The following is a 12,589-nucleotide window of genomic DNA, read 5'->3' as shown; positions in this document are numbered from 1 at the left end:
CTCACACCGCTACGCCTTTTGTCTGTCGAGGTCGCCAGATTGGCGGGCCTGACAGGGCGCAGCTTTCCCGGAATCATGGCCTTCGGCGGTGTTGGGCGAGTACGTGCCTGTTGATCACAGGAGCTGGCTGATGCGTGCGACCGAGAGCCATCCCCAGGTGGCTATCCTCACTCCCGTGTTCAACGGCGAGCGTTTCCTCGACGAAACCATGCGGTGCGTCCAGGCGAGCGACTACCCCAATCTGGTGCATGTCGTCCTGGACAATGCCAGTACGGACCGTACCGCAGAGATCATCGCGCGCTACGGAGGCGGCCGCGTGCCCATCGTGACGCGGCGCAATCCCGCCACCATCCCGCTGTGCGACAACCTCAATGCCGTCGCCGCCATGGCTCCGGCCACGGCGAAATATGTCCGCCTGCTCTGCGCCGACGATCTGATCGCGCCGACGGCGATCTCGCTCATGGTCGAGGTGGCGGAGCGCAGCGACGATATCGGCGTCGTCGGCTGCCTGTGCGCCGACATCGGCAATCTCGGGTCGGAGCTCGATCCCGACATCGACGTGTTTCCCGGGCCCGCAGTGGTCAGGGCCTATCTGCGGCGCGAGACGATGGTGCTGTCGGGCACGCACCTGTTGTTTCGGAAGGCTGTCTTCGATGCCCGGCACCCGCCTTACGATGCGACCATGAGCTCGTGCGACGCAGATTGCGCGATCAGGGTGTCGATGCGCGGTTCCTTCGGCTTCGTGCACGAGGTGCTCGCCACGTTCAGGCATCATGAGGACAGCCATTCGGCGACCGTCGCCACCGTCAACGGCGATCATCTGTTCGAATGGCTGCTGCTGCTCGACAGATACGGGCCCCTTGTCATGAGCCGGGGCGAATATCGTGACTGCCGCGGGCTCTTCCGGAGGTATCTGCTGCGGCGGTCGCTGCTGCCGCTGTTCAGGAACGGGAACCCGCGCCTGCTGGCGCTGCAGATGAAACGCCTCGCCGAAATCGACGATGCGGTGGGGCCGCTCGACTTCGCCGCGGCATTGAGCGAATGGCTCTATTTTGCCGTCTCGGGCCAGAGGCATCGGGTCGGCGCTCCGCGCAAATCCCTGCCTAGAGGGCCCGAGAAGCCGATTTGTCCGTGAGCTCGGGGGAAAGCGCCGGTTCGTCGTTCGGCAGTGCCACGCTGGCAAACAGTTCGCGCAGGTAGCCGGTGTCGTACCAGAAGCGGAGGAAGAATTCCTGCCGCGGCGACGGGACGAAATATGCCAGGCCAAGCACCGGCAGCGAGGCGAGCAGCTTGAGCAGTTCGGCGAGCCCTATCGGCTCGCCCTGCATGCGCCTGATCTTCTGGTCGGTGATCCCGTCCCAATAGGCGCGGCGCACGGCCCAGCGGCGCTCCAGGCGCTCCGGCGGGATCTTGTGGCCGACACGCATGCGTCCGTTGTGGAGGACGGCCGCGCCCTGCTTGAGCAGGCATTCGACGGCGAGCTTCTCCTCGCCGCTCAGCAAGACTTTGCCCACCCGGCCGAGCTGCGGCGAGAACGCTCCGACGGCAAGCAGCGCCTCGCGCCGGAAGATGACGTTTGCCCCCACGATGCCCATTTTGCCGTTCGAGGCTGTACCACTTTCGACCTGCGTGAGGGACAAGAGCTGGCGCCAGCGGGGGCCGATATGGCAGGATTGCCCGTCGGCATAAATGGGGTCCACGCGTCCGCCGATGATGGCACAGCCGGGCGGTGCCGAACGGACCACATGCAGGGCCTCGTCGACCCAATCGTCCGCCGCCACGACATCGTCGTCGAGATAGGCGATCCAGTCGGTACGGGTGGCGGCCAGCGCGGCGTTCCTGGCAGTCGCGAGCCCCGGCCTGTCGACGCGGATCAGGCTTGCCTGCGGCCACTGCGCGGCCGCTGCCGCGATCTTCAGCCTTTCGCTTTCCGAGGACGCGCTGTCGACCACGAGCACGGGGGGCATTGCCCGCTCGCGGCCGCCCAGCAGCGACTGCAGGCACTCGGCGAGGTCGCCGCTGCGATTGTGCGTGCAGATCGCTATGGTCAGCATCGCTGGGTGGACTATTGCCTGGCGTCGCTGTTTTCAGGGACGCGCTCCAGCCAGACCTCGCGCCACCAGGAATAGATGCTGCGCGGGCACATCATCCGGTCATGGCTGTAGCAGCCGCGGCACACGGCGTCCTCGAGTATGATGGCGGGCCTCTTCAAGCCGTGCAGCAGCCCGTTCTTTTCGTCGACGAACTTGTCGATCCTGGTCAGCACGCGGTAGGTCTTGCCGCAGGACGGCACCATTTCTGCGTCGAACTGGAGCCTGCCGTTGCCGCCGGTGATGTTCAGCGTCGCCAGGATTTCCGCATATGACTTCACTCTGACGAGTTCGCCGGGCTGAAGGTTGAGAGGCTCGCACGGGGTGACCTGGTTGACCGCGAACTTGCCCTTCTTGGCGGGGAAGGGGAGGCCGCCGCGCAGCTTCTGGAACCGGTCGTAGAGCCACCGTCCCGGTTTTCCCAGCGTGCGGCGATGTGCCATCGTCAGCGTCACATATGTCGCGTAGGCGAACGAGTGCCACATTTCGGAAGGCGAAGCGTTGCCGGACGTGAAGTCTTCCAGATACTGGCCGAAGCGCCACCATTTCAGCGTGGCCGTGTAGGCGAGCAGCCGCGTCGCCTGGCAGCTGTACCGGCGCTGTTCCGGTGGCCTGCCGTCGCTGACGGCGTCCAGAAGCTGCTGTTCGGTGCAGCCCGCGCGACGGGGCGACGGCCTGGCCACGGCCGGCGACGAAGCGACCTCGACGGGCTTCAGCCAGTCGTCCTTCCAGAACAGCAGGCATCCGGCCTGGCAGCCGCCATGGGCGCTGCCATCGCAGCGCAGGCTGAGGTGAACCGCGTTTTCGAGCTTCAGTCCCTTGTAGGCGCCCGACACGGTATCGCAGGACTTGTGGGCCCTCTTGTAGACGCGGAAGCGTTGCCCGCAATATTGCAGCATCTCCGGCATGAACGGCATGCTTTCCAGCTCGCCATTCGCATCGAGCGTCGCCAGGATCTCTTCCTTGCTCCTGATCTCGACCAGGTCGCCGGCTCCGAAGATCGAGCTGCCGGTGAATCCACTGCGGACAGCACTGTTCGGGGTTGTGGCGGGGCCTTCTGCTTCTCTGGGCAGCACATGCGGGGCAGCGGTCATTCATGATCTCCGCGTTACCAGGAGCGCGAAGGCTGCCGCCCGCATCCCGGCGACCCCCGCGGTGATTGCACAGCGCCGGATGTTATGTGCCCCGGCTTGAACGGGACATGAGCGCGACGACGTCATTTTGGTCGAGACTACGCCATAGGAATTACGGCCCGCGACACTGCATCGACCGTAGTCAGTACTGGAGCGGGAGCCTGCGGAAATGGGAACATCGAGCGACCGGCGAGGCGCGGGCGCGCCCGCCGTGCGACGTCGGCAAGGTCCGGTGTCTGGCCGAAAGGAACACAGAAGGCATGGCCCAACGGGCGGGTTCCCACTTTCGCAGCGCGCCGATCGCCGGCGCTTCCCGCCCCGTGGGACATGACGAGGCCGCCGCCGATGTCCGGCGGACGGACTGCCTCATCGACTGGCAAGCCCAACCCCCGCTCGGAACGGGTCTGGGCAAGATCGTGAACTGGTGTCTCAACGAGAACGGGGGATGAAGCCGGTGCTGCCAAGGCCGATGGCAGGCCGGCCAAACGGGGGTCGTGTAGCAACATGAACTTGAACGTCAGGGAATCGGCTCCCAGCCGCGACGACGCTCCGTCGGTGGCCGGCGAATTTCACAGCGTCGCGAAGTTGCGGCACTCGAGCATCCGGGGCGGCATCGCCAAGCTGGCCAGCCAGCTGGCCAATGTGGCGATCAGGCTGCTGTTCATCGCGATCCTGTCGCGGCTGATCCACCCGGCCGATTTCGGCCTGTTCACGATGGCCGTCGTGCTCGTCGGCCTGTTCCAGGCCATTGCAGGCGGGGGCATCGCCAGCGGCGCGATACAGAACAAGGAGCTGACCGAGAGCCAGCTCTACTTCCTCTTCGTGTTCACGGTACTGTTGTCATTGCTCGTCTCCCTCGGCAGCTACGTGCTTTCGCTTTTTGCGGCTCAGTTCTACCACGACCCGCGCATCTCCTCGCTTGTCCTGGCGCTGATACCCTCGTTCGTGCTGACGTCGATCGGTTCGGTTCCGGTCGCGCTGCTGCAGCGCCAGATGCGCTTTGGCGCGGTGGCCACGCTGGATGTTGTCTCGGGCCTCGCCAGCTCCGCCCTGGGCATAGCCCTAGCGTTCATGGGCTACGGCTACTGGGCGCTCGTGGCCTCGGCAGTGGCATGGCCGGCGGTCAACAGCATCGGGGCATGGGTCGTTTCGGGATGGGTGCCGCGGCCGTCTCGCGATGCGAGCGGCGTCCGGCCTCTGATCCACATGGGAGGGACGGTCGTCGTCAACACGATCGTCGTCTACCTGGCCTACAACCTCGAGAAGATGTTGCTGGGCCGCTACTGGGGGGCGGATGCGCTGGGGCTCTACGGCCGGGCGAGCCAACTGTCGACGCTGCCGGCCACCCAGCTCAGCCAGTCGATCGGACCCGTCGCATTCGCCGCGCTGTCCAAGCTGCAGGATCAGCCGGACGGGCTCAGAAGGTACTTCTTCGACTTCTTCTACCTCATGAACTGCGCCACCGTGCCCACCTCGTTCCTGTTCCTGTTCTTCGCGCCCGAGATCGTCGGGACGATACTTGGACCGGAGTGGGCCGGCGCAAGCGACGCTTTCCGCCTGCTGGCGCCGAGCGTGCTCTTTCTCGGGATGATGAACCCGCCCGGCTGGCTGCTGTTCGCGCTCGGGCTGCAGCGGCGGTCGCTGGCCATCGCGGTCGTCATCGCGATGCTGTGCATCGGCGCCTATCTCATCGGCCTGCCTTACGGGCCGAACGGCGTCTCCGCCGCCTATTCGACGGTGCTGGCGCTGTGGCTGATCCCGCATCTGTCGTGGTGCTTCCACGGCACGCCGATAAGGCTGGGGCACATCTTCCGGGCTGTCGGACCATCCCTGGTCGCCGGGCTGACGAGCGCGACGATGGCCTTTGCGGCATTGTCGACGTTCGCGACCGACTCCGGGCCGGTCGTCCGCCTCATGCTCGCCTGCGGCCTCATGGGGCCGCTCCATCTCTTCATCCTGCTCGTCGTGCTCGGGCAGCGGCGAAGGTTCGTCGAACTCTACTCGGACATCAGGCTGAACTATGAGGCTGTGACATGAAGGACCATTGGCGAATTCCGGTGCGTGGTCTCGCCGCGGCCGTTCTCTGCTCCCTGTCGATCTGGGCATTGCCGGCGCGCGCGGACCTTGTGTGGGGCGTGAACGGCCATCCGTTCACGGCCTATCCGGGGATTGGAATCGAGCGCCAGCTCGACTATCTTCGCGACCTCGGCGTCCGTTCGTACCGCGTCAACGTCACCGGCGCCGACACTGCGGACCGCCTCGCCGAATTGGTCGCCGCCGCCAGGCAGCGCTCGATCGACATCCTGCCCGTCCTCACCCCGGCCGGGCTCGATCTCGACAAATCCGCCCCGGACGAACTCTATGCCGGGGCGCGCAGGCTGGCGCTGACGCTCGGCACCCGCTTCAAGACCGACATACGCGTCTGGGAGCTCGGCAACGAGATGGAGAACTACGCCATCATCCAGCCTTGCGAGCAGCGCGATGACGGCACCCAGTATCCGTGCTCCTGGGGCCCGGCGGGCGGTGTCGAGGCGCTGGAGTACTATGGTCCGCGGTGGGTGAAGGTGAGCGCCGTGCTGAAAGGGCTTTCGGACGGCATGACCGAGGCCGACCCGACCATCCGCAAGGCGATGGGGACCGCCGGCTGGGGGCATACCGGGGCGTTCGAGCGCATGCAAAAAGACGGCATCGCCTGGGACATCACCGTCTGGCACATGTATGGCGAGGATCCCGAATGGGCCTTCGAGAAGCTCGCGCGCTATGACCGGCCGATATGGGTCACCGAATTCAACAATCCCTATGGCAGCCAGCGCAGCGAACAGCAGCAGGCCGAGGGGCTGAAATGGGCGATGTCGCGGCTGCGCCAGATGCAGCGAAAGTACCGGATCGAGGCGGCCCACATCTACGAGCTGATGGACGAGCCCTACTGGGCCCCGAGCTTCGAGGCCGTCATGGGGCTGGTGCGGGTGACCGGCAGCGCCGAAAAGGGCTGGTGGCCCGGCGAGCCCAAGCCGGCCTATGCCACGGTCAGGGACCTGATCAGGGGGCCGCGGCCGCCGGCGATGCCCTCGCGCGATTGCGACCTGAAGGCGATCCGGACGGTCGAGTCGATCGCGCGCCGGCAGGCGAGCTTCGGCTATTGCCTGGTGCTGGGCCGCAGCGACGGCGGCGAGGACATGGCGCGCTGGGCGAGCGCGCTGGAGAGCGGCGAGGCGAGCTACTTCGACATGGCAATCGCGCTGCTGCGCTCGGACGAGTTCAGCGCGCGCTACACGCCGTTCAGTATGTCCGACCGTGCCTATGTGGGCTTTCTCTATCGCCTGCTGATGATGCGCGACGGCGACGCCTACGGTGTCGAGAGCTACGCCAGGCAGTTGCGGGCGGGATCCATGGCGCGGGAGGACGTGGCCATCGGCATGATGACGTCGAGCGAGTTCACGTTCAAATTTGCCGTCCAGCTCGGCAGAGACACGAGCGTGACCGGCGCGGTACCACCGGGCTGAGCAGAGCGTCGTGCGTTCGAACGAACGCAAGGAGGACGTCCAGCTCTTTTCTGGGGAATCGTTTGCGTTTCAGGCACTGCTGCTTGAAGCTGGACGCTTCAGGTTCAGCCGACCGCCAGCGCGCGCCCGTCCGGTCCCCGCAATCGACCTTTGAGCCCCGCGGGGGCATGCTCCGCTGAAGCAGCGGCGCCCGCCAGGCGCGGGGCCGCAACCACCAGGATTGCAAAAGGGGCGTCAGCGGTCTCGCGAGCTGCCGCTGACGCCAGCAGCCGGGCCGGATGTCCGTGACGCCAGGCTGGATGCTGCGAGGGATGCCGTGGCCGCTCCAGGCGGCCGTTGCCCTCACGCCATCGAATAGCGCGGCGTCTCGTGCGTCTCCGTTTCGAAATGCCCGGCAATCCAGCATGTCGCGTCGTCGAGCGTTTCGAACAGCTGGTGACAGCCGGTGAGGCGGCCGTAGCCCGTCTCGAGGAACCATCCCCCCTTGACCGAATAAAGTTCCTCGTCGACCTGTGTCAGCACGGCCACCAACTGGTTCGACCGCATCACCAGCAGGCCTTGTTCCCCGCCGTCGACTGTGCCCAAGCGAACGTCCAATAAGGAAAAATCACGCAAGTCGCTGCCGCGTGGCAGCATCGAAGTGTCCATCAGAGCAGCCCTCAATCCGCAAAACAGCTACTGCAATCACTTCACGCCCGTCCCGCAATGCAGACAGGTATATACATCTCACAACTTGCTCTGCATTTGTTAGCCGAAAGTGGCCACTACTTCAAGTGGTGCGCCATGTTTCCGGCACGAGTTCCTGTGGAAATCCCGGCTATTGTCCCGTTGAAAACGGCCAGCCGGCAATTCGCAAATTTCCGTGATGCCGAACGCCTCTTCGTCTTCAAATCAGGCGCAGCTTTCGGGCAAAGAATGCTTCGGCATGCTGTTCGGGCGCACGGCACTCCATGCCCCGCAACCGCGCCAGTCCCTGAAAAGTCCCCCTGTCGAACCAGTCCTTCGAGCGCTGCGTGCCGAAATGCTCGCGCAGCAAGGCCAGCTTCCTTTCCATCGTCTCGCTTGTCAACGGTACAAACACGTTTGGCCGGCCCAGATCGCCGTCCCATTTGGGAATCTCGTATTCCAGCACCAGGTGATCGCGGAACAGGTTCCAGGTCAGCTGGTTGACGACCCGGTGGTCCTGGTGGGCGTCGGCCCGGGCGTGGGTCAGCACGAGATCGGGCGCCGCCCGGCCGCGCAGCTCGATCAGCCATTGCTTGATGGCCCGAAGCTGCTCCGGAAAGTAGCTGTCCTCGAAGTCGGCGACCTCGATGCGCGCCTGCTCGGCGCCGGCGAGGAAGGCCTGCGCGGAGGCCCTTGCCTCGGCGGCGCGCGGGCCGGCAGCACTCAGCACGCACCAGTCGACGCTGAGGCGGACGCCCTGGGCGATGAGGCTGAGGATGGTGCCGCCGGCGCCGATCTCGATGTCGTCGGAATGCGCGCCCAGGCACAGCAGCGAAAGACGCTCGCCCTCCCGCGCCAGGCCCAGGCTCCTCATGAAGCGGCCTTGATGACGTTGCGCCTGGCGCGTTCGGCCCGCACGGCTGCATTCCACGGCATCTCGCCGTTCTCGACCATGTCCTCGAGCGACTGCCAGTCGCGCAGGGTGTCCATCGAGCGCCAGAAGCCCTCGTGCTTGTAGGCCATCAGCTTGTTGTCGGCGATCAGCCGCGCGAAGGGCTCGAGCACCAGTTCCTCGCCATCGTTCATGTAGTCGAAGATCTCCGGCCGGAAGATGAAGTAGCCGCCGTTGATCCAGATGTCGGACGCGTCGGTGCCGCGCAGGGCACGGACCCGCCCCGTCTCGTCGATGTCGGCGAGGTGGTAGGTGAGGGGCGCGCGCACGGCCAGGAAGCAGCCATACATGCCGCTGGCCTCGAACCTGGCGAGCATGTCGTTGAGGTCGACGTCGGTGAGTCCGTCGGCATAGTTGGCCAGGAACATCTTCTCGTCCTTGACCTGGTTTCTCGCCGCCCACAGGCGCTCGCCGATGTTGCGCCAGATGCCGGTGTCGAGCAGCGTGACGCGCCAGTCCTTGACGCCCTCGTTGAGCAGCTGGATGTCCTTGCCGCCGCCCGAGACGACGCAGTCGGCGAAGGTCTGGGGCCGCGTGCTGAGGAAGAAGTCCTTGATGACGTTGGCCTTGTAGCCGAGGCAGAGCACGAAGTCGTCGTGGCCGTAGTCGCTGTACCACTGCATCACGTGCCGCATGATCGGCTGCGGTCCGAGCGGGATCATCGGCTTTGGGATGCTCTCGGAATATTCGCGAATGCGGGTACCGCGCCCGCCGCAGAAAAGCACGACCTTCATGTTGAACGCTCCGCCGGATCGATGATGGTGACATAGGGAATGGGCACGACGAACTTCGCGCCCCACGCCGCGACGTGGGACATCTGCCGGATGATCTCGTCCTTGAGGTTCCACGGCAGGACGAGGATGTAGTCGGGCTTGGCGTCGTCGATGGCGGAGACGGGCCGGATCGGGATGTGCATGCCGGGGGTGTAGCGGCCGTGCTTGTAGGGGTTGCGGTCGACGGTGAAGTCGAGGAAGTCGGTGCCGATGCCGCAATAGTTGAGCAGGGTGTTGCCCTTGCCGGGGGCGCCGTAGCCGCAGATCCTCCTGCCCTCGTTCTTGGCCGAGATCAGGAAGGCCAGCAGGTCGCGCTTGGCCATGCAGGCCTTGTGGTCGAAGGAGGCGTAGGTGGACATGTTGGTCAGCCCGTGGCGGCGCTCGCGGGCGACGATCTCGCCGACGCGCACCGAGACGGGGCGCCTGGCCTCTTCGTGCGTGAGATAGACGCGCAGCGATCCGCCATGCGTCGGAAGCTCCTCGACGTCGACGAGCCGCAGGCCGTGGCGCTGCGCCATCATGTCGATCGTCACCAGCGAGAAATACGAGAAATGCTCGTGATAGATGGTGTCGAACTGGTTCTCGGCGATCAGCCGCTCGACATGCGGGAACTCGAGCGTGACCGTGCCTTCCGGCTTCAACAATAGCTTCATGCCGGCGACGAAGTCGTTGAGGTCGGGCACCTGCGCGAGCACGTTGTTGCCGATGATGAGGTCGGCGGCGACGCCTTCCTCGACGAGCTGCAGCGCCAGCCGCTCGCCGAAGAAGTCGACGCGCGTCGGGATGCCCTTGTCGATCGCCGCGCGGGCGACATTGGCCGCCGGCTCGATGCCGAGCACGGGAACGCCGAGCGGCCGGAAGTGCTGGAGCAGGTAGCCGTCGTTGCTGGCGAGCTCGACCGCGAGGCTGTCCTGGCCTAGGCCGAGCCGCTGGGTGATCGCCTCGCAATAGAGCTTCGCATGCGCCACCCAGGTGGTCGAGAAGGACGAGAAATAGGCGTATTCGCTGAAGATCGCCTCGCGGCTCACATATTCCTTGAGCTGGACGAGATAGCAGGTGTCGCAGACCAGCACTTTCAGAGGGAAATACTGCTCCATCTGGTCGACCTCTTCGGCGCGCAGGAAGCTCTCGCAGGGCGGCGACATGCCGAGATCGACAAAGAGGTGGTTGAGGCGTGCGCCGCAGAGGCGGCAGGCGGGCGCGAGATAGGGGCTGGCGACGACGGTTTCCCTGCCGGCCTCGAGCTTGTGTACGTTCATGCTCTGCTCCAGTCCCCCGAGGTCGGTGCGTGGTCGGGGTCACGCCTGGCCGACAATTCCTGGGCTTTCGATTATGCCGGATGCGAGGATAGAGGTGACGCCCCGCGGGTTCGATCTGCCCTTACGATCTGCGGCGTCATCCGATAGGGCGGTCGAGCCTTAGCCTGCGGAGCCAAAAGGCGGTGTCGGTGGTAGGCGCGGCCGCGGCTCATCCCAAACGGGTATGCGGGCCGTTCCGGCCTGCCTCCATCGGCTGAGGCGGGCTACCGCTTAGAACACGCTTCCGCGTCGGCCCGCGCGTGCCAAGAATCCTGGTTCGGGACGTTCAGGGAGCGGGTGGAACCGTGCGCTTCGTCGAGACCGAATTGAGCGGTGCATGGCTCGTCGAGCCGGAACCCGTCGCCGATGCGCGCGGCAGCTTCATGCGCACCTTCTGCGAGAACGAGTTCGCCGACCGCGGCCTCGAGACCCGCTTCGTCCAGCACAGCCAGTCGCATTCGATCCTTCGGGGCACGCTGCGCGGCATGCATTTCCAGCTTCCGCCGCATGGCGAGGTGAAGCTGGTCTCCTGCATCAGCGGCGCCATCTACGACGTCGTGGTCGATCTGCGCCCGGCGTCGCCCACGCTGTACCAGTGGGTGGGAGTGGAACTGACGCCCGAGAACCGGCGCCAGATCTACGTGCCGGAAGGGTTCGCCCACGGCTTCCAGACGCTCACCGACGATGCGGTGGTGTCGTACATGATCTCGCGGTTCTATGCGCCCATGGCCTCGGTCGGGGTGCGCTACGACGATCCGGTGCTCGCCATCTACTGGCCGCTGCAGCCGACGGCGATGTCGGACCGGGACCGCGCCTGGCCGCTGCTGGATGGGGGCAGCTAAGGCCTTCCTGGATCGGCGGCGTCCGTCACCAGGCCATGGGCGCGCAGCAGCTCGGCCGCCGCGGCGAGTTCGCCGAAAGCGAGGCCCGAGCGCTCGGCCATGGCGAGCAGCGAGTTTTCGCCGTCGGCAAGGTTCAGCACCCACAAAAGCCCCATCGCGCTCAGGCCCGTCGCCTTGTCGCCGCCGAGCGCCGCATAGAGGCCGCGGCGGCCGAGCTGCGGCTCGCCCTTGGGGCACAGGCTGAGCGGCGTCCAGTCGCTCTCGACGATTTCGATCGCCTCCATGACGATGCGGTGCGATGCCGCCAGGTGCTCCGGCCGGATGAAATCGAGGTCGTCGGCGGAGGTGTGGTATTGCGGGAAGGTGCCGAAGGCGCTGCGCTGGAACAGTCCGACCGGCAGGTTGAAGCCCGGCGAGCAGAACTGCCGCTCGTCGTAGCCATAGGGCGAGAAGTCGATGAGCTTCGCGCCGCCATGACCTCGGCCAAGCACGTGGGCCATCGCCCGGTCGATGAAGGCGTTGCCGCGGCGGCTGCGCTTGTAGGTCGGCCCACCGCCATCGCCGATGCAGGACACGACGAGCCCGTGGTCGATGCGCCCAACCTTGTCCTCGTTGCGCGACAGCCAGGCTAGCGCGCCGATCGTGCCGGGGGCGAACAGGAAGCGGTAGCCGTAGCGCGTCCGGCGCCCGCGCAGGCCGGCTGCGATCATGGCCAGCAGCGCCAGGCCCGAGCAGTTGTCGTTGGCGAGCGAGGGATGGCAGATATGGGCGGATAGCAGGAATTCGCGGTCGGTCGCGCCGCGGTGGAGGTATTCGCCATAGCTCAGGTGGCCCGGCTTCAGCTCGGCGTCGATCTCCACCCGGTAGTCGCCCTCGGGCAGTGCGGCCAGGCTGTCGTGGGCCATGCAGAAACCCCAGTTCTCGACGTAGTAGGACGTCCGGTAGGGGATGAGGCCGGGCTGGTCCGGCAAGGTGTGGACGTGGCGCTTCAGTTCGTCCAGCGTCACCACGCCGCTGAAGGGGATGGAATAGTTCAGCACGTGCAGGTTGTTGTCGGCGAAGTCGAGCACCGTGCGGCCGGCGCTGTCCCTGATCGTGGCGCCGCGGATGTTCCATTCCTTGGGGATGGTCCAGTCGAAGGCGGCGGTGCCGGTGGCGACCTCGTGGCGTTCGAGGGGGATGGTCTCGGACAGGATGCCCAGCGTTTCGCGCACCCCGTTTCCGGTGATGCTGCGGCAGATCGGATAGAGCCTTGCGGCGAGCGCGTAGATCTGCGCGCCGATCTCCTCGGACGCTTCTGGGGCGATGGATCCGTGGTGCTCCATGGCCCGT

Annotated in this window: 11 protein-coding genes; 4 read left to right on the top strand and 7 right to left on the bottom strand. The window is 65.8% G+C overall.

Features of this window, described 5'->3' with window-relative positions:
- Positions 1-130: 130 nt before the first annotated feature.
- On the top strand, positions 131-1,135 hold the full coding sequence (locus AmiPiv_RS14290; RefSeq protein ID WP_340038146.1) for a glycosyltransferase: 1,005 nt from the start codon (positions 131-133) through the stop codon (positions 1,133-1,135).
- Here AmiPiv_RS14290 and AmiPiv_RS14285 read toward each other — a convergent pair.
- Positions 1,104-2,054, bottom strand: coding sequence for a glycosyltransferase (locus tag AmiPiv_RS14285; protein WP_340038145.1), 951 nt, complete (start codon positions 2,052-2,054; stop codon positions 1,104-1,106). The genes AmiPiv_RS14290 and AmiPiv_RS14285 overlap by 32 nt on opposite strands.
- Positions 2,055-2,065: 11 nt before the next feature.
- Positions 2,066-3,184 (bottom strand): hypothetical protein, encoded by a 1,119-nt coding sequence (locus tag AmiPiv_RS14280; RefSeq protein WP_340038144.1) that lies wholly within the window; start codon positions 3,182-3,184, stop codon positions 2,066-2,068.
- Positions 3,185-3,727: 543 nt separating this feature from the next.
- Between AmiPiv_RS14280 and AmiPiv_RS14275 the strand changes: the two genes are divergently transcribed.
- Positions 3,728-5,260 carry a lipopolysaccharide biosynthesis protein gene (locus AmiPiv_RS14275; protein WP_340038143.1) on the top strand — a complete coding sequence of 511 codons (1,533 nt, stop codon included), beginning with the start codon at positions 3,728-3,730 and terminating at the stop codon, positions 5,258-5,260.
- Entirely contained in the window at positions 5,257-6,726 is a 1,470-nt protein-coding gene (locus tag AmiPiv_RS14270; RefSeq protein ID WP_340038142.1) for a DUF4214 domain-containing protein, read from the top strand. Before AmiPiv_RS14275 ends, AmiPiv_RS14270 begins: the two co-directional genes overlap by 4 nt.
- 342 nt (positions 6,727-7,068) lie before the next feature.
- Here the strand turns inward: AmiPiv_RS14270 and AmiPiv_RS14265 are convergent, their stop codons facing one another.
- From AmiPiv_RS14265 to AmiPiv_RS14250, 4 genes are all read right to left on the bottom strand, one after another.
- On the bottom strand, positions 7,069-7,374 hold the full coding sequence (locus AmiPiv_RS14265; RefSeq protein WP_340038141.1) for a hypothetical protein: 306 nt from the start codon (positions 7,372-7,374) through the stop codon (positions 7,069-7,071).
- Between the two features lie 238 nt (positions 7,375-7,612).
- Positions 7,613-8,266 carry a PIG-L deacetylase family protein gene (locus AmiPiv_RS14260; RefSeq protein ID WP_340038140.1) on the bottom strand — a complete coding sequence of 218 codons (654 nt, stop codon included), beginning with the start codon at positions 8,264-8,266 and terminating at the stop codon, positions 7,613-7,615.
- Positions 8,263-9,078 carry a sugar phosphate nucleotidyltransferase gene (locus tag AmiPiv_RS14255; protein ID WP_340038139.1) on the bottom strand — a complete coding sequence of 272 codons (816 nt, stop codon included), beginning with the start codon at positions 9,076-9,078 and terminating at the stop codon, positions 8,263-8,265. The genes AmiPiv_RS14260 and AmiPiv_RS14255 overlap by 4 nt, the downstream gene beginning before the upstream one ends.
- Positions 9,075-10,376 carry a class I SAM-dependent methyltransferase gene (locus AmiPiv_RS14250; protein WP_340038138.1) on the bottom strand — a complete coding sequence of 434 codons (1,302 nt, stop codon included), beginning with the start codon at positions 10,374-10,376 and terminating at the stop codon, positions 9,075-9,077. Before AmiPiv_RS14250 ends, AmiPiv_RS14255 begins: the two co-directional genes overlap by 4 nt.
- A gap of 344 nt (positions 10,377-10,720) precedes the next feature.
- On the opposite strand from AmiPiv_RS14250, the gene rfbC reads away from it, so the two are divergent.
- Positions 10,721-11,257: a dTDP-4-dehydrorhamnose 3,5-epimerase gene (gene rfbC, locus AmiPiv_RS14245; protein ID WP_340038137.1), complete on the top strand. Its 537-nt coding sequence runs from the start codon at positions 10,721-10,723 to the stop codon at positions 11,255-11,257.
- On the opposite strand, the gene AmiPiv_RS14240 is transcribed toward rfbC, so the two are convergent.
- Positions 11,254-12,582 (bottom strand): DUF4910 domain-containing protein, encoded by a 1,329-nt coding sequence (locus AmiPiv_RS14240; RefSeq protein WP_340038136.1) that lies wholly within the window; start codon positions 12,580-12,582, stop codon positions 11,254-11,256. The two genes, rfbC and AmiPiv_RS14240, sit on opposite strands and share 4 nt — an antisense overlap.
- Positions 12,583-12,589 lie beyond the last annotated feature (7 nt).

This window comes from Aminobacter sp. Piv2-1, assembly GCF_037625995.1.
In the GTDB taxonomy this organism is placed as follows: domain Bacteria; phylum Pseudomonadota; class Alphaproteobacteria; order Rhizobiales; family Rhizobiaceae; genus Aminobacter.
This window is presented reverse-complemented; position numbering and strand designations above follow the sequence as displayed.